The organism is Geobacillus sp. BK01 (assembly GCF_052220245.1).
GTDB lineage: Bacteria > Bacillota > Bacilli > Bacillales > Anoxybacillaceae > Geobacillus.
In genome coordinates this window covers 1-18,316 of record NZ_JBQPTH010000002.1, presented here as the reverse complement: position 1 = coordinate 18,316, position 18,316 = coordinate 1, and the positions used below count along the sequence as shown (strand labels likewise).

The window sequence follows — 18,316 nt, the reverse complement described above, 5'->3', positions numbered from 1 at the left end:
TTTTGACTGTCTTTACCTTGTGGATGTTTGTTTAGTTCAATTTTAACTTATCCACATGTGAATAACAATATGGCACGCTCAGCCCAGTTGTCTAAAAATGTATATGGCCGCTGCGAACCGGAATGCATATGGCGGCAACATAGCATGGAACTCAACCATTCAGGCACCCCGTGCTTATAAAAAAAGAGACCTCCTCTATGTTGTTTAGAGAGAGGCCTCTTTCCTTGGCGACTTTTTGTCTGCTGCTAGCGAAATGACGATCGAACGGTGCGGGTCAGCTCCGATCGAATAGGTGGAGACATGTTTATTGCCAGCCAGCGCCGCATGAATGATTTTTCGCTCATGCGCCGGCATCGGTTCAAGTTTGACTTCCTTCCCTGTCCTGACCACCCGTGCTGCCAGCTTGTTTGCCAGTTCGACCAGCGTCTGTTCCCTTCGTTCGCGGTAATTTTCGATATCGACAGCGATCGACACATATTCGTCCGCATGGCGGTTGGCGACAAGCTGTGCCAAAAACTGGAGCGCGTTTAACGTTTGTCCGTGTTTGCCGATCAGCAACCCGACCGGCCCTCCTTGGACGCGGAGCATCACCTGCTTGCCGCGGCGGGAGGCTTCAACAATCGCCCCTTCCGCCCCCATTTGTGTGATAATCTGCTGCAAAAAACGCACCGTCTCCTCGACCGGATCGATTTTCAACACCGCTTTTACAACCGCCGGCCGGCCGCCAAACAGGCCGAACCAGCCTTTTTTCCCTTCATCGATCACGACGATCTCTGTGCGCTCCCGAGGCACACCAAGCTGTGCAAGCGCCAATTGCACTGCTTCTTCGACCGTTGCGGCAGTCGCGGTCACTTCCTTCACTTTTTCGCTCCTCCTGAATGGGCAGAAACAGTCGGCCCTTTAATAAGATACGTTTGCACAATGGAGAAAATATTTCCGACGACCCAGTAAAGCGACAAGGCGGCCGGGAAGTTGATCGCAAAAATGACGATCATAATCGGCATCATCCAAAGCATCATCGCCATTTGTGGATTTTGCTGGGCAGAGCCGGCCATCATAATTTTTTGCTGGATAAACGTCGTCACTCCAGCGATCACCGGCAAAATAAAGTACGGGTCCTTTTCGCCAAGGTCGAACCATAAAAAGTTATGTTGGGCGATTTCCCTTGTGCGCATAATAGCATGATAAAACCCGATTAAAATCGGCATTTGAATTAAGATCGGAAAGCAGCCGGCCATTGGGTTGACCCCGTGTTTTTGGAACAGCAGCATCATCTCTTGCTGGAGCTTCTGCTGGGTTTGCGCATCTTTTGAACTATATTTTTTGCGCAGCGCCTCGATTTCAGGCTGAAGCGCTTGCATCGCTTTCGCATTGCGCGTCTGCTGAATCATTAGCGGCAAAATGAGCAGGCGGATAAGAATGGTAACGACAATAATCGACAGCCCGAAGCTTCCGCCAAGCATCTCGGCGACGTATTTAATAAGCCAAGAAAGCGGATAAACGATATACTCGTTCCAAAACCCCTTGCTTTCTCGGGTAATTGGCTCGTTAATTTCCGTGCATCCGGACAACAAGGCAGCCAATGCACCGAGTAAAACAATCAATGTAATTCGCCTTTTCACCTTCTTTTTCCTCCCACATATACAAGTTCACGTATGTATTTTACCACCTTTTTTTCGCCGGATGGAGCATTTTTTCAAGTCAAATCCGACGTTCGGCCTCCTTTTTTCAACCCCCCGGCTTTCCGCAACACGTGGATCAAACTTTTTTTCACTTCGGCATAACCCATTTGAGCTGCAGGCTGCCTGGCAATGATAACGTAGTCCTTTCCAGGGACCACCTCTTCTTTCAATTCAAGAAAACATTGGCGGACGTATCGTTTAATTTGGTTTCTGACAACCGCTTTGCCGAGCTTTTTACTGACGGAAAGTCCGATGCGAAAGTAAGGCTGCTCCGGACGGTCAAGCGTATAGACGACAAACTGGCGGTTGGCGGTCGAAACGCCCCGTTGAAACACTTCCTGGAATTCCTCATTCTTTTTGATCCGATACTGTTTTTTCATTTTCCCGAAACACTCCATTTGCCTCATTTCCCGGCGGCAAAATGTTGAGAAAAAAGACCACTGATGCTTCAGTGGCCTATTATGCAGACAATACTTTTCTTCCTTTGCGACGGCGGCGCGCCAATACTTTTCTTCCATTTTTCGTGCTCATGCGCGCGCGGAATCCATGCACTTTGCTGCGCTTCCGTCTATTTGGTTGATACGTCCGTTTCATCTATGACACCTCCCTAGGGAATAACTGTTACGGGCAGTCTTTCTCATTATATTGAACAATCTTAGCAAATGTCAACTGCCTTCATGTTTTTCTTGTCTTAACGAGCGATGTGGATAATTTTTTTGCCCCAAATCACAATCCATAACATTTATCGACATTTTTTTCACATGTTCAACAGTGTGGATAATGGTTTTTTTCACAACCTGTCTGTTTTGTGGATAATTTAAAAACCCGTTGCAACAAGCCACTTTATTTGCTATTATTAATGTGTTTTCACTATGAATAATCGTGTGGATAAAAAAAGATATCCACATTTTGTGGATAGATTGTGGATATATTTTTGCACAACTTGTTTATAGTGTTGTCCACAGTTGGTGGATTTTGTCGAAAAGCCGCCTTTTTTCCTTAATATACTTTTCCACAAATTATTTTTTTTGATAACGAACCATTATCCTCTGAATAAGGGAGGGGCAACGGGTGGAAAATATCCATGACTTATGGGATCGCGTGCTCGGGGAAATCGAACGGAAAATTAGCAAACCGAGCTTTGAAACTTGGCTCAAATCGACGAAAGCCCACTCTTTACGAGGTGACACACTCGTCATCGTAGCCCCAAACGAGTTTGCTAGAGACTGGCTTGATTCCCGCTATTCCCATTTAATTGCGGAAACGATTTACGCGATTACCGGTGAAGAGTTGGCGGTTAAATTTATCATTCCGCCAAACCAAGCGGACGAAGAGTTGGAATTTCAGTCGTCTGCGAAAAAACAACGGAAACCGTACGAAGAGGCGAATGATTTTCCGCAAAGCATGTTAAATCCGAAATATACGTTCGATACGTTTGTCATCGGCTCTGGCAACCGGTTTGCGCACGCCGCGTCGCTCGCGGTCGCTGAGGCTCCGGCTAAGGCGTACAATCCCCTCTTCATCTACGGCGGAGTCGGGCTCGGAAAAACGCACTTAATGCACGCGATCGGCCACTACGTAATCGAACATAACCCGTCCGCGAAAGTCGTCTATTTGTCTTCGGAAAAATTTACAAACGAGTTTATTAACGCCATCCGCGACAATCGCCCTGACGACTTTCGCAATAAGTACCGGAATGTCGATGTTCTGCTTATTGACGATATTCAATTTCTGGCCGGCAAAGAACAAACACAAGAGGAGTTTTTCCATACGTTTAACACGCTGCATGAGGAAAGCAAGCAGATCGTTATCTCAAGCGACCGGCCGCCAAAGGAAATTCCAACGCTTGAAGATCGCCTGCGCTCTCGCTTTGAATGGGGGCTGATCACGGATATCACGCCGCCTGATTTAGAAACGCGGATTGCCATTCTCCGCAAAAAGGCGAAGGCTGAGGGATTTGACATTCCGAACGAAGTCATGCTTTATATCGCCAATCAAATTGATTCAAACATCCGTGAACTCGAAGGCGCTCTTATCCGTGTCGTCGCCTACTCATCGCTCATCAATAAAGAAATCACCGCCGACTTGGCAGCGGAAGCATTGAAAGATATCATTCCGAGCGCCAAGCCGAAAGTCATTACGATCCAGGACATTCAGCGCGTTGTTGGGCAGCATTTCAATATTAAACTCGAAGATTTTAAAGCGAAAAAACGGACAAAATCGGTCGCGTTCCCCCGGCAAATCGCCATGTATCTCTCCCGTGAGCTGACCGACTGTTCGCTGCCGAAAATCGGCGACGAATTTGGCGGCCGCGATCATACGACAGTCATTCATGCCCATGAGAAAATATCAAAGCTTTTGCAAACCGACACGCAGCTGCAAAAACATTTAAAGGAAATTCAAGAAAAGTTGAAGCAACTGTGAATAAACATCGCTGTTTTATGCACAGCTTATCCACATGTGGACAGGCTGTGCTTGCTTCGCTTTTTTGATTTATCCACATACTAACAAGCCATACGACTATTACTATGATTTTTCTTTTTATATTTTTATAATTTATTTTCCGACATCAACTAAACGGGGAGGAACGACAAGTGAACATTTCGATTGACCGCGAAGCGCTGGCCAAAAGCGTCCAAGACGTCATGAAAGCTGTATCGACAAGAACGACGATTCCGATTTTAACAGGGATGAAACTGACGGCGACCGCCCTTGGAGTGACGTTAACCGGGAGCGACTCTGACATTTCGATCGAGTCGTTTATTCCGCTTGAAAAGGAAGGACGGCTGCTCGTTGACGTAAAAAGGCCGGGAAGCATCGTGCTGCAAGCGCGCTTTTTTGCCGAAATCGTTAAAAAGCTCCCTCAACAAACGGTCGAAATCGAAACCGAAGACAACTTTCTGACTGTCATCCGCTCAGGCCATTCGGAATTTCGGCTCAACGGCTTAAACGCTGATGAATATCCACGTTTGCCGGAAATTGAAGAGGAAAACGTGTTTCAAATTCCGGCTGATTTATTGAAAACGGTCGTCCGGCAGACAGTGTTTGCTGTGTCAACATCGGAAACGCGCCCGATCTTGACAGGTGTCAACTGGAAAGTTGAAAACGGCGAATTGGTTTGTACGGCGACAGATAGTCATCGTTTGGCGATGCGTAAAGTGAGAATTGAAGCGGAAAACGCCGTTTCGTATAATGTTGTGATCCCTGGGAAAAGTCTCAATGAGTTGAGCAAAATTTTGGATGATGGCAGCGCTCCGGTCGACATCGTTATCACAGCTAATCAAGTATTGTTTAAGGCCGAACATATTTTGTTCTTTTCCCGGCTGCTTGACGGAAATTATCCGGAGACAGCCCGTTTGATCCCAACCGACAGCAAAACAAACATGGTCGTCAATGCGAAGGAATTTTTGCAGGCGATCGATCGGGCGTCCTTGCTTGCAAGGGAAGGAAGAAACAATGTCGTGAAGTTGACGACGCTCCCAGGTGGGGTGCTCGAAATTTCCTCCATTTCTCCGGAGATCGGAAAAGTAACCGAGCAGCTGAAGACCGAGTCGATCGAAGGCGAGGAATTAAACATTTCCTTCAGCGCAAAATACATGATGGATGCGCTGCGAGCGCTTGATGGCAACGATATTCAAATCAGTTTCACAGGGGCGATGCGGCCGTTCTTGTTGCGCCCGCTTCATACGGATTCAATGCTTCAACTTATTTTGCCGGTAAGAACGTATTGATGTTTCTGTCGTCAAAACAAAACCGTCTGTAGATGCATCACATCCGCGCTGTCTTGGGCGTTGCTCTTTCCATGCCCGATGAGGAGGACCGGAACGTTTGCTTCCCATCCTCTTCATCGGCTTTCTTTGCGAGTGAAAGAGTTTTTCGGTAAAATAAAAGAATAGGCAATTTGAAGGAAAGCGAGCGATGAGCGGATGGAACAAAAGGTAACGATTACAACGGAAACGATCACACTAGGTCAGCTGTTAAAGCTTATGAATTTGATTGAAACGGGCGGCGCAGCCAAATGGTTTTTGCAAGAGTACAACGTGTTTGTCAACGGCGAAAAAGAGAACCGGCGCGGACGGAAGCTGAAAGACGGCGACCGGGTCGATATTGAACAGATCGGCACGTTTATCGTCATGCAGACGGAGTAGGTGAAGGCCAGGTGTTTCTGACTGACTTAACGTTAACGAACTACCGCAATTATGGACATGAAACGTTAAGCTTTGAACAGGGCGTAAACATTATCTTAGGGGAAAACGCTCAAGGGAAGACGAACATGATGGAGGCCATTTACGTCCTGGCGATGGCAAAATCGCACCGTACCGCCAACGATAAAGACCTTATCCGTTGGAATGAAGAATATGCTAAAATAGAGGGAAGAGCGGAAAAACGAAGCGGTTCTTTAGCGCTTGAACTGACGATCTCCAAGAAAGGAAAAAAGGCAAGATGCAACCATATTGAACAGCAGCGGCTCAGTCAGTATGTCGGCCATTTGAACGTTGTCATGTTTGCTCCTGAGGACTTGAATTTAGTCAAAGGAAGCCCGCAAGTACGGCGCCGGTTTGTCGATATGGAAATCGGGCAAGTATCGCCCGTTTATATACATGATTTGAGCCAATACCAGAAACTGTTGCAGCAGCGCAACCATTACTTAAAAATGATGCAGGCACGCGAGCGAAGCGACGAGGCGGTGCTCGATGTATTAACCGAGCAGCTCATGGTGCTGGCGGCAAAAATCACCTTGCGGCGCCGCCAGTTTTTGTCGTTGCTCGAGCAATGGGCGATGCCGATCCACCATGAAATCAGCCGTGGCGCCGAACGGCTTCACATTCGGTATGAACCATCGGTCGATGTATCAGAAAAGGCAGAATTGTCGAGAATAGTAGAGGCATACAGCGAAACGTTTGCCGCCATGAGGGAGCGGGAAATTCAGAGGGGGACGACGCTTGTCGGCCCACACCGTGACGATATTGCGTTTATTGTCAATGGTAAAAACGTGCAAACTTTCGGCTCCCAAGGGCAGCAGCGCACAACAGCGCTGGCGGTCAAACTGGCGGAAATTGAGCTCATCTTTTCTGAGTTAGGCGATTACCCCATTTTATTGCTCGATGATGTGTTGTCGGAACTTGACGACTTTCGGCAAACCCACCTCCTTGATGCGATCCGGAAAAAAGTGCAAACTTTTGTCACTACAACAAGCATCGACGGCATTAAGCACGACATCATTCAAGAAGCGGCCATCTATCGGGTTTACTCCGGTTCGGTAACCGCCTCTTCTTGATTGCGAAACGTTGAACGTTTGCAAAGAAAGCGTAGGTGATATGGCATGACAATGGAACAACGGGTTGAGCAGGCGTATGATGCGAGTCAAATACAAGTGCTTGAGGGACTTGAGGCGGTTCGAAAACGCCCGGGAATGTACATCGGCTCGACAGGACCAAAAGGGTTGCACCATCTCGTTTGGGAAATCGTCGATAACAGCATCGATGAGGCATTGGCCGGCCATTGCACGGAAATTCATGTGACGATCGGAAAAGATGGCAGCATCACTGTCGCTGACAACGGACGCGGCATTCCAGTTGACGTGCACGAGGCGACCGGACGTCCGGCCGTTGAGGTCATTATGACGGTCCTTCACGCCGGTGGAAAGTTCGGCGGAGGGGGCTATAAAGTGTCCGGCGGCTTGCATGGTGTCGGCGCTTCGGTTGTGAACGCCTTATCGGAATGGCTCGAAGTTTATGTGTATCGTGGCGGGAAAATCTACTACCAAAAGTATGAACGGGGCGAACCCCGGACTGACTTGCAAATCGTTGGGGAGACCGACCGAACCGGGACGACCACCCGCTTCAAGCCGGACCCGGAAATTTTTACGGAAACGACCGAGTTTGACTATGAAACACTGGCCACTCGGCTGCGCGAACTTGCCTTTTTAAACCGCGGCTTGAAAATTATTCTTACGGATGAACGAACCGACAACCGGAAAAATGAGTATTTTTACGAAGGGGGCATTCGCTCCTATGTCCGCCATTTAAACCGGACAAGGGAAGTGCTGCATGAAGAGCCGATTTATATCGCCGGGGAACGCGACGGCATCGCCGTTGAAATCGCTTTGCAATACAATGACGGCTATACGAGCAACATTTATTCGTTCGTCAACAACATTCATACGTATGAAGGGGGCATGCATGAGTCCGGTTTTAAAATGGCGCTGACGCGCATCATCAACGACTATGCGCGCAAACAGCAAATTTTTAAAGACAACGATGCCAATTTGACCGGCGAGGACGTGCGCGAAGGACTGACGGCCATTGTGTCGGTCAAGCACCCGTCTCCACAGTTTGAGGGACAGACGAAAACAAAACTCGGCAACAGCGATGCGCGTACGGTGACAGACGCTGTCTTCTCCGAGCAGTTCGAGACGTTTTTACTCGAACACCCAGCCGTTGCCCGGAAAATTGTCGATAAAGGCCTGATGGCCGCCCGCGCCCGGTTGGCGGCCAAAAAGGCGCGTGAATTAACGCGGCGCAAAAGCGCGCTTGAAGTCTCCAATTTGCCGGGCAAACTCGCCGACTGCTCGTCAAGAGATCCGTCGATCAGCGAGCTGTATATCGTTGAGGGGGATTCGGCGGGCGGTTCAGCGAAACAAGGGCGCGACCGTCATTTCCAGGCGATTTTGCCGCTGCGCGGGAAAATTCTCAACGTCGAGAAGGCAAGAATCGACAAAATCTTGTCCAACAACGAAGTGCGGGCGATCATTACCGCTCTTGGCACCGGCATTGGCGAAGAGTTCGACATCTCAAAGGCGCGTTATCATAAAGTCATCATCATGACCGATGCGGACGTCGACGGCGCTCATATCCGCACGCTCCTTTTGACATTCTTTTATCGCTACATGCGCGAATTTATCGAGCACGGCTATGTGTATATCGCCCAGCCGCCCCTGTATAAAATCGAACAAGGAAAACAAGTGCGCTACGCTTACAACGACCGCCAACTCGAAAAAATTCTGGCCGAGCTGCCGGAACAACCGAAGCCGACAATTCAGCGCTACAAAGGGTTAGGTGAAATGAACCCGGAACAACTTTGGGAGACGACGATGAACCCGGAAAAGCGAACATTGCTTCAAGTCAGCTTGCAAGACGCCATTGACGCAGATGAAACGTTTGAAATTTTAATGGGCGACAAAGTTGAGCCACGACGCCAATTTATTGAAGAAAACGCCCGTTATGTGAAAAATTTGGATATTTAGGATGAAAAGAGAGGGATGGGACCGCCCTCCCCGCTTCTTTTTGCCGGCGGGGCCAACCGGCGCGCAAACGAAGCGGCGCCCGCCGTCCGCCTATGTCTGCTCCCTGTAAAGGCAGACCGGGCCGAAGAAGGCTCAAAAGGGAGGTTTATATGAATGGCAGAACATGAACAATCGCGCATTCGCGAAGTCAACATCAGCCAGGAAATGCGCTCGTCGTTCCTTGATTACGCAATGAGCGTCATCGTTTCGCGCGCCTTGCCGGACGTGCGCGACGGGCTGAAACCGGTGCACCGGCGCATTTTATACGCCATGCATGACCTCGGCATGACCGCCGATAAACCGTATAAAAAATCAGCCCGCATTGTCGGCGAAGTGATCGGGAAATACCACCCGCACGGCGACGCCGCCGTGTATGATACAATGGTGCGCATGGCGCAAGACTTCAACTATCGGTACATGCTCGTCGACGGGCATGGCAACTTCGGGTCGATCGACGGCGATGCGGCCGCCGCCATGCGTTACACAGAAGCGCGCATGTCGAAAATCGCAATGGAGCTGCTGCGCGACATCAATAAAGACACGATCGACTACCAGGACAACTATGACGGATCGGAAAAAGAGCCGGTCGTGCTGCCGTCGCGGTTTCCGAACTTGCTTGTCAACGGCTCGTCGGGCATTGCGGTCGGAATGGCGACGAACATCCCGCCTCATCAGCTTGGCGAGGTCATCGATGCGCTGTTGGCGTTAAGCCGAAACCCGGAGATGACCGTTGCCGACTTGATGGAATACATTCCAGGTCCGGATTTCCCGACAGCCGGACAAATCATCGGCCGCAGCGGCATCCGCAAGGCGTATGAAACCGGCCGCGGCTCGATTACGTTGCGTGCCAAAGCTGAAATTGAACAGCACGCCAACGGCAAAGAAACGATTATTGTGAGCGAGCTCCCCTACCAAGTGAACAAGGCAAAGCTGATTGAACGGATTGCTGAACTCGTACGTGAAAGAAAAATCGATGGCATCACCGATTTACGCGATGAGTCGGATCGGAGCGGGATGCGCATCGTCATTGAAGTGCGGCGCGACGCGAATGCGAAAGTCGTGTTAAACAACTTATACAAACATACCGCCTTGCAAACAAATTTCGGAATTAATATGCTCGCCCTAGTCGACGGCGAGCCGAAAGTGTTGAACTTAAAAGAGTGCCTAGAACATTATTTAACCCATCAAAAAACCGTGATCCGCCGGCGGACAGCATTCGAACTTAAAAAGGCAGAAGCGCGTGCCCATATATTGGAAGGTTTACGCATTGCTCTTGATCACTTAGATGAAGTGATCGACCTCATTCGCCGTTCGCGGACGACGGAGGCAGCGCGTGAAGGGTTGATGGAGCGGTTTTCGCTCAGCGAGCGGCAGGCGCAAGCGATTTTGGATATGCGTCTGCAGCGGCTGACCGGCCTTGAACGGGAAAAAATCGAACAAGAGTACCAAGACATTGTCCGTCTTATTGCTGAGCTGAGAGCGGTGTTAGCCGACGAAGAGAAAGTGTTGCAAATTATTCGCGACGAACTTAGCGAAGTGAAAGAGCGGTTCAACGATGAGCGGCGTACGGAAATCATTGTTGGGGCCGTCGAACAGCTCGACGACGAAGACTTGATCCCGCATGAGCATATTGTAGTTACGCTCACTCACAAAGGCTATATTAAGCGCCTGCCTTTATCGACATACCGGAGTCAAAAGCGCGGCGGCCGGGGCGTGCAAGGAATGCACACGGCGGAAGATGATTTTGTCGAACATTTGCTCATTACATCGACCCATGACACCGTGCTATTTTTCACAAACAAAGGGAAAGTATATCAGGCGAAAGGTTACGAAATTCCGGAGTTCGGCCGAACGGCCAAGGGCCTGCCGATCATTAACTTGCTTGAGCTTGATAAAGATGAGTGGATCAATGCCATGATCCCAATTGAAACATTTGATGATGAACGTTACCTTGTGTTTGCGACAAAACAAGGGATTGCCAAGCGTTCCCCGCTTTCCTCCTTCGCCCATATTCGCAACAACGGGTTAATTGCCATTCATTTGCGCGAAGGGGATGAGCTGATTTCCGTCAGACTGACGGACGGTAAAAAACATTTGATTATTGGCACGAAAAACGGGATGCTCATCCGCTTTCCGGAAACCGACGTGCGAACGATGGGACGCAGTGCAACTGGAGTCAAGGCGATCACGATTGACGACGATGATGAAGTCGTCGGCATGGAGATTTTAGAAGATCACCACGACGTGCTTGTCGTCACGAAAAAAGGATTCGGCAAGCGCACCCCTGCTTCGGAATATCGAGTGCAAAGCCGCGGTGGTAAAGGATTGAAAACGTGCAACGTTACAGGAAAAAACGGCTCTGTCGTCGCAGTGACAACGGTCGTCGGCAATGAAGACTTAATGGTTATTACGACCGGCGGCGTGCTCATTCGCATCGCGGTCAGCGATATTTCCCGAACAGGGAGAATCGCCCAAGGTGTTAAACTCATTCGTCTCTCCGGTGAAGACGAGCACGAATGCGTCGCTACCGTGGCAAAAGTACCTGAAGAAGAAAAGGAGGAAGAGGAAGATCATTCCGCTTAGTCATTATGACGTTCCGTCCACAAAGGTGCGGAGCGTCTTTTTTTGTCAGCGGCAGCACTGCCCCTACAGGTAAATTTATGTTACGATAAAATTGAACTATCGCTGCCGAATGTGTAATGAAATAAGGGAGCACGGATTCCGAAGAATATCGGTGTAACCGCCGGTTATGAAGCAAACCGTTCCCGCAGTTCCTACGGAAGGGGATATTTATCGCGCGAGTTCTCTGCAAGATAATTTGTTGAAATATTCGTTTTGGTGTCTCCCTTTCTTTCACTTGGTTTTTATCCCCTCGGGTTGCGCAAGGTGAATGGTACTTACATATTTTCTGTGTTACGGCCTCTCTGTCACAACTTCTGTTCTATTCGCTCATTTTCAGAAGAGAGCTTTGCGCAAAATGGAAATGGGTGTCTTCGATCAGAAAAAGGTAAATGATCGAGATAAGGAGGACATAACTGATGGTGCGCGTGAATTTGGCCCAGCTTCGTGAAGGCTGTGTGCTTGCTGAAGATGTGCTTGGTAAAACTAAAAAACCGATTGTGCCGAAAAATGCTATCATCAATGAGACACTGTTGCACGTGCTTAGCAAGTTTCTCATTGACGAAGTGGAAATCGAACCGGTGCTAGCCAACGGTGAGCCATTCCTTGCGGACGGCTCCCTCTCAATGGAACCTGACGAACGACCGATCATGTTGTATTTAGAAGCAGTCCAACATTATAAAAAGGCGTTCCAATCATGGCAATCCGGCTTGCCAATCGACATCGGTGAAATAAGAGAAATCGCCATTCCTCTTTTCAATGAAATGATAAAGCATAAACGGGAATTGCTTATGCTTCACCATTATACGACAAAGGAAGAATATTTATATCACCACGCTGTCAGTGTCGGGTTGCTCGCCGGTTTTTTAGCTGCGCATTTCGGCTACGGCCAAGGTGAATGCCATCAAATTGTGCTCGCTGGCATTTTAGCTGACTGTGGCATGGCCAAAATAAGCAGTCAAATTTTGCTGAAACCTTCGGCACTCACTGAGGCGGAATTTCGTCAAATAGAACAGCATCCTATTTTTGGTTACCAAATGGTGCAAAAAATTGCGGCATTGAGTCAAGGAGCAAAGTTAGCTGTGCTGCAACATCACGAACGGAATGACGGCAGCGGCTACCCGTTACGAGTTAAAGCAGAAAAAATTCACCCATACAGCCAGCTCATTGCGGTCGCTGACGTGTACTACGCAATGACTTCAGAACGTCTATACCGCCATAAGCAGTCTCCCTTTCGGGCTATTGAGGCAATGCAGCGGGAGCAATTTGGCAGACTAAATGCAGAGGCAGTCGCCTTGCTTTCGAACCATCTCGCTAGCTTACAAACGGGAACCATTGTCAAACTATCAAATGGCGAAACGGCTGAGGTCGTATTTATCCATCCTGATGAACCGGCAAGGCCGATCGTCAAGGTGACGGAAACTGGACAATTGCTTTCACTAGTCGAACAGCGTGACCTATACATCGAGGAAATTTTATCATCCTGAAGCAAGAAGAACCACACTTCCACTCGTGAGTGTCAGTAGGGATGAATCAGGGTTTGCCGTCATTCTTCCTCTTGCTTCCACAGAATAGAAGATGTAAAACGGATGATATAGAAAACATGTTCCTGTACGTGAGAGGAAAGATCATGCATAGAGCCTACCGCTTTTTGTTTTATCTCACCTCAACCAATTTTGTTTGTGACGACAACAAAATAAAAAAACTATTGACTTTTTGTTGCCCATAAGTTATTATTTAATAGCTGTCAACATTGACAGTAATCAAGCTCCTTGAAAACTAAACAAAACGCAAGCGTCATGAAGAAAAGCTGAGGTCCGATATTCCGCCTAAAAGCAACCTGCATCCTGCGGATGGCGGTGAAATATCGCCATTCTGGCGATCGCGATGGGCAAATGCTTTTCGCCTGCAGGGATGTTTACATTCCGGAGGCGAAGGTTGTTTGACCCCGGGCGGCGGGCCAAAGCTGGATTAGCCAATCAACTTTCTTTTGGAGAGTTTGATCCTGGCTCAGGACGAACGCTGGCGGCGTGCCTAATACATGCAAGTCGAGCGGACCGGATCAGGGCTTGCCTTGATTCGGTCAGCGGCGGACGGGTGAGTAACACGTGGGCAACCTGCCCGCAAGACCGGGATAACTCCGGGAAACCGGAGCTAATACCGGATAACACCGAAGACCGCATGGTCTTCGGTTGAAAGGCGGCCTTTGGCTGTCACTTGCGGATGGGCCCGCGGCGCATTAGCTAGTTGGTGAGGTAACGGCTCACCAAGGCGACGATGCGTAGCCGGCCTGAGAGGGTGACCGGCCACACTGGGACTGAGACACGGCCCAGACTCCTACGGGAGGCAGCAGTAGGGAATCTTCCGCAATGGACGAAAGTCTGACGGAGCGACGCCGCGTGAGCGAAGAAGGCCTTCGGGTCGTAAAGCTCTGTTGTGAGGGACGAAGGAGCGCCGTTTGAACAAGGCGGCGCGGTGACGGTACCTCACGAGAAAGCCCCGGCTAACTACGTGCCAGCAGCCGCGGTAATACGTAGGGGGCGAGCGTTGTCCGGAATTATTGGGCGTAAAGCGCGCGCAGGCGGTCCTTTAAGTCTGATGTGAAAGCCCACGGCTCAACCGTGGAGGGTCATTGGAAACTGGGGGACTTGAGTGCAGGAGAGGAGAGCGGAATTCCACGTGTAGCGGTGAAATGCGTAGAGATGTGGAGGAACACCAGTGGCGAAGGCGGCTCTCTGGCCTGTAACTGACGCTGAGGCGCGAAAGCGTGGGGAGCAAACAGGATTAGATACCCTGGTAGTCCACGCCGTAAACGATGAGTGCTAAGTGTTAGAGGGGTCACACCCTTTAGTGCTGCAGCTAACGCGATAAGCACTCCGCCTGGGGAGTACGGCCGCAAGGCTGAAACTCAAAGGAATTGACGGGGGCCCGCACAAGCGGTGGAGCATGTGGTTTAATTCGAAGCAACGCGAAGAACCTTACCAGGTCTTGACATCCCCTGACAACCCAAGAGATTGGGCGTTCCCCCTTCGGGGGGACAGGGTGACAGGTGGTGCATGGTTGTCGTCAGCTCGTGTCGTGAGATGTTGGGTTAAGTCCCGCAACGAGCGCAACCCTTGCCTCTAGTTGCCAGCATTCAGGTGGGCACTCTAGAGGGACTGCCGGCTAAAAGTCGGAGGAAGGTGGGGATGACGTCAAATCATCATGCCCCTTATGACCTGGGCTACACACGTGCTACAATGGGCGGTACAAAGGGCTGCGAACCCGCGAGGGGGAGCGAATCCCAAAAAGCCGCTCTCAGTTCGGATTGCAGGCTGCAACTCGCCTGCATGAAGCCGGAATCGCTAGTAATCGCGGATCAGCATGCCGCGGTGAATACGTTCCCGGGCCTTGTACACACCGCCCGTCACACCACGAGAGCTTGCAACACCCGAAGTCGGTGAGGTAACCCGCAAGGGAGCCAGCCGCCGAAGGTGGGGCAAGTGATTGGGGTGAAGTCGTAACAAGGTAGCCGTACCGGAAGGTGCGGCTGGATCACCTCCTTTCTAAGGATGAAGAAAAGCGGAGGCCGTAATGGCCAACTGTCGATACACCGCGCTTTCGTTTCGTTCGGTTTTGAGGGAATGAAAAATTCCTTCACGTGTTTTGCGCCTGCGTCTTCCAGCAGATTCAAGGAAGATGGATTCCTCGGCGCAAGACCGCAGAGAAGCAACTTCAAGAAGCAGTCTCGTTCCTTGAAAACTAGATAACCGGAAAAGCAAAGGAAGAAGCCGAGAAGCGCTGTAGGTTAAGCTAGAAAGGGCGCACGGTGGATGCCTTGGCACTAGGAGCCGATGAAGGACGGGGCAAACGCCGAAACGCTCCGGGGAGCTGTAAGCAAGCGTCGATCCGGAGATGTCCGAATGGGGGAACCCCCTGCCCGTAATGGGGCAGGATCCATGCCTGAATCCATAGGGCATGGAGGGCACACCCGGGGAACTGAAACATCTTAGTACCCGGAGGAGAAGAAAGCAAACGCGATTCCCTGAGTAGCGGCGAGCGAAACGGGAACAGCCCAAACCAAGAGGCGTGCCTCTTGGGGTTGTAGGACCGCCCAGATGGGAGTGAGAAAGGAACGGGGTAGACGAACCGGTCTGGAACGGCCGGCCAGAGAAGGTGACAGCCCTGTAGTCGAAACTTCGTTCCCTCCCGGGCGGCTCCTGAGTACGGCGGGACACGGGAAATCCCGTCGGAAGCAGGGAGGACCATCTCCCAAGGCTAAATACTCCCTAGTGACCGATAGTGCACCAGTACCGTGAGGGAAAGGTGAAAAGCACCCCGGAAGGGGAGTGAAAGAGAACCTGAAACCGTGTGCCTACAAGTAGTCAGAGCCCGTTTAAGGGTGATGGCGTGCCTTTTGTAGAATGAACCGGCGAGTGACGATGGCGTGCGAGGTTAAGCCGAACAGGCGGAGCCGCAGCGAAAGCGAGTCTGAACAGGGCGTATGAGTACGTCGTCGTCGACCCGAAACCAGGTGATCTACCCATGTCCAGGGTGAAGGCCGGGTAACACCGGCTGGAGGCCCGAACCCACGCACGTTGAAAAGTGCGGGGATGAGGTGTGGGTAGGGGTGAAATGCCAATCGAACTTGGAGATAGCTGGTTCTCCCCGAAATAGCTTTAGGGCTAGCCTCAAGGTGAGAGTCTTGGAGGTAGAGCACTGATTGGGCTAGGGGCCCTCATCGGGTTACCGAACCCAGTCAAACTCCGAATGCCAATGACTTATCCTTGGGAGTCAGACTGCGAGTGATAAGATCCGTGGTCAAGAGGGAAACAGCCCAGATCGCCAGCTAAGGCCCCGAAGTGCACGTTCAGTGGAAAAGGATGTGGAGTTGCCCAGACAACCAGGATGTTGGCTTAGAAGCAGCCACCATTTAAAGAGTGCGTAATAGCTCACTGGTCGAGTGACTCTGCGCCGAAAATGTACCGGGGCTAAACGTGCCGCCGAAGCTGCGGGATGACCGTTGGTCATCGGTAGGGGAGCGTTCTAAGGGCACAGAAGCCAGACCGGAAGGACTGGTGGAGCGCTTAGAAGTGAGAATGCCGGTATGAGTAGCGAAAACAGAGGTGAGAATCCTCTGCGCCGAAAGCCTAAGGGTTCCTGAGGAAGGTTCGTCCGCTCAGGGTTAGTCGGGACCTAAGCCGAGGCCGAAAGGCGTAGGTGATGGACAACAGGTGGAGATTCCTGTACCACCTCCTTCCCGTTTGAGCAATGGGGGGACGCAGGAGGATAGGGCGAGCAGGCGGTTGGAAGAGCCTGTCCAAGCCGCAAGGCTGATCCGTAGGCAAATCCGCGGATCAAAAAGGCCAAGCGGTGACGGCGACGGAGTCATCCGGAAGTCCCCGATTTCACACTGCCAAGAAAAGCCTCTAGCGAGGGAAGAGGTGCCCGTACCGCAAACCGACACAGGTAGGCGAGGAGAGAATCCTAAGGCGCGCGGGAGAACTCTCGTTAAGGAACTCGGCAAAATGACCCCGTAACTTCGGGAGAAGGGGTGCTCGTTTGGGTGACGAGCCCGAACGAGCCGCAGTGAAAAGGCCCAAGCGACTGTTTATCAAAAACACAGGTCTCTGCGAAGCCGAAAGGCGACGTATAGGGGCTGACACCTGCCCGGTGCTGGAAGGTTAAGGGGAGCGCTTAGCGCAAGCGAAGGTGCGAACCGAAGCCCCAGTAAACGGCGGCCGTAACTATAACGGTCCTAAGGTAGCGAAATTCCTTGTCGGGTAAGTTCCGACCCGCACGAAAGGTGTAACGACTTGGGCACTGTCTCAACGAGAGACCCGGTGAAATTATATTACCTGTGAAGATGCAGGTTACCCGCGACAGGACGGAAAGACCCCGTGGAGCTTTACTGCAGCCTGATATGGAATTTTGGTATCGCTTGTACAGGATAGGTGGGAGCCAGAGAAGCCGGAGCGCCAGCTTCGGTGGAGGCGGCGGTGGGATACCACCCTGGCGGTATTGAAATTCTAACCCGCACCCCTTATCGGGGTGGGAGACAGTGTCAGGTGGGCAGTTTGACTGGGGCGGTCGCCTCCCAAAAGGTAACGGAGGCGCCCAAAGGTTCCCTCAGAATGGTTGGAAATCATTCGGAGAGTGCAAAGGCACAAGGGAGCTTGACTGCGAGACGGACAGGTCGAGCAGGGACGAAAGTCGGGCTTAGTGATCCGGTGGTTCCGCATGGAAGGGCCATCGCTCAACGGATAAAAGCTACCCCGGGGATAACAGGCTGATCTCCCCCAAGAGTCCACATCGACGGGGAGGTTTGGCACCTCGATGTCGGCTCATCGCATCCTGGGGCTGTAGTCGGTCCCAAGGGTTGGGCTGTTCGCCCATTAAAGCGGTACGCGAGCTGGGTTCAGAACGTCGTGAGACAGTTCGGTCCCTATCCGTCGTGGGCGCAGGAAATTTGCGAGGAGCTGTCCTTAGTACGAGAGGACCGGGATGGACGCACCGCTGGTGTACCAGTTGTCCCGCCAGGGGCACCGCTGGGTAGCTATGTGCGGACGGGATAAGCGCTGAAAGCATCTAAGCGTGAAGCCCCCCTCAAGATGAGATTTCCCATCGCGTGAAGCGAGTAAGATCCCTCGAAGATGACGAGGTCGATAGGTCCGAGGTGGAAGCGTGGCGACACGTGCAGCTGACGGATACTAATCGATCGAGGGCTTAACCAAAATGCGGCTTCTTCCCA

At 51.1% G+C, this 18,316-nt stretch carries 11 protein-coding genes and 2 rRNA genes; 9 read left to right on the top strand and 4 right to left on the bottom strand.

The annotated features are described in order from the left end of the window. Window positions 1-204: 204 nt before the first annotated feature. The 4 genes from jag to rpmH all read right to left on the bottom strand — a co-directional run bounded on the left by jag (window position 205) and on the right by rpmH (window position 2,276). Complete coding sequence (jag, locus tag ACTVDO_RS02405; RefSeq protein ID WP_442900970.1) at window positions 205-861, bottom strand: RNA-binding cell elongation regulator Jag/EloR; 657 nt, start codon at window positions 859-861, stop codon at window positions 205-207. Then, window positions 858-1,622 (bottom strand): YidC family membrane integrase SpoIIIJ, encoded by a 765-nt coding sequence (gene spoIIIJ, locus ACTVDO_RS02400; protein WP_020961656.1) that lies wholly within the window; start codon window positions 1,620-1,622, stop codon window positions 858-860. Before spoIIIJ ends, jag begins: the two co-directional genes overlap by 4 nt. A 74-nt stretch (window positions 1,623-1,696) precedes the next feature. After that, window positions 1,697-2,062 (bottom strand): ribonuclease P protein component, encoded by a 366-nt coding sequence (rnpA, locus tag ACTVDO_RS02395; protein WP_020961657.1) that lies wholly within the window; start codon window positions 2,060-2,062, stop codon window positions 1,697-1,699. 79 nt (window positions 2,063-2,141) lie between these two features. After that, the gene (rpmH, locus tag ACTVDO_RS02390; RefSeq protein ID WP_020961658.1) at window positions 2,142-2,276 is read right to left on the bottom strand and encodes a 50S ribosomal protein L34; all 135 of its coding nucleotides are present in this window, start codon (window positions 2,274-2,276) and stop codon (window positions 2,142-2,144) included. A gap of 477 nt (window positions 2,277-2,753) precedes the next feature. Here rpmH and dnaA point away from each other — a divergent pair, with 477 nt between their 5' ends. From dnaA to ACTVDO_RS02345, 9 genes are all read left to right on the top strand, one after another. After that, complete coding sequence (gene dnaA / locus ACTVDO_RS02385; RefSeq protein ID WP_020958257.1) at window positions 2,754-4,106, top strand: chromosomal replication initiator protein DnaA; 1,353 nt, start codon at window positions 2,754-2,756, stop codon at window positions 4,104-4,106. A gap of 170 nt (window positions 4,107-4,276) precedes the next feature. Beyond that, window positions 4,277-5,413, top strand: a complete 1,137-nt coding sequence (gene dnaN / locus ACTVDO_RS02380) for a DNA polymerase III subunit beta (RefSeq protein WP_020958258.1) — start codon at window positions 4,277-4,279, stop codon at window positions 5,411-5,413. A 195-nt stretch (window positions 5,414-5,608) separates the two neighbouring features. Continuing rightward, the gene (yaaA, locus tag ACTVDO_RS02375; protein ID WP_020958259.1) at window positions 5,609-5,830 is read left to right on the top strand and encodes a S4 domain-containing protein YaaA; all 222 of its coding nucleotides are present in this window, start codon (window positions 5,609-5,611) and stop codon (window positions 5,828-5,830) included. Between the two features lie 11 nt (window positions 5,831-5,841). Beyond that, window positions 5,842-6,960 carry a DNA replication/repair protein RecF gene (gene recF / locus ACTVDO_RS02370; protein ID WP_020958260.1) on the top strand — a complete coding sequence of 373 codons (1,119 nt, stop codon included), beginning with the start codon at window positions 5,842-5,844 and terminating at the stop codon, window positions 6,958-6,960. 45 nt (window positions 6,961-7,005) lie between these two features. Then, the gene (gyrB, locus tag ACTVDO_RS02365; RefSeq protein WP_442900969.1) at window positions 7,006-8,928 is read left to right on the top strand and encodes a DNA topoisomerase (ATP-hydrolyzing) subunit B; all 1,923 of its coding nucleotides are present in this window, start codon (window positions 7,006-7,008) and stop codon (window positions 8,926-8,928) included. Window positions 8,929-9,081: 153 nt separating this feature from the next. Continuing rightward, a complete protein-coding gene (gene gyrA / locus ACTVDO_RS02360) occupies window positions 9,082-11,550 on the top strand; it encodes a DNA gyrase subunit A (protein WP_442900968.1) in 2,469 nt (822 codons plus the stop codon). A 455-nt stretch (window positions 11,551-12,005) separates the two neighbouring features. Then, on the top strand, window positions 12,006-13,073 hold the full coding sequence (locus ACTVDO_RS02355) for an HD-GYP domain-containing protein (RefSeq protein ID WP_020958263.1): 1,068 nt from the start codon (window positions 12,006-12,008) through the stop codon (window positions 13,071-13,073). Window positions 13,074-13,573: 500 nt separating this feature from the next. Continuing rightward, window positions 13,574-15,131: ribosomal RNA gene (locus ACTVDO_RS02350) — 16S ribosomal RNA — on the top strand. Between the two features lie 240 nt (window positions 15,132-15,371). Next, window positions 15,372-18,299 (top strand): 23S ribosomal RNA (locus ACTVDO_RS02345). The 16S and 23S rRNA genes sit together here, the layout of an rRNA operon. Window positions 18,300-18,316: the final 17 nt, after the last annotated feature.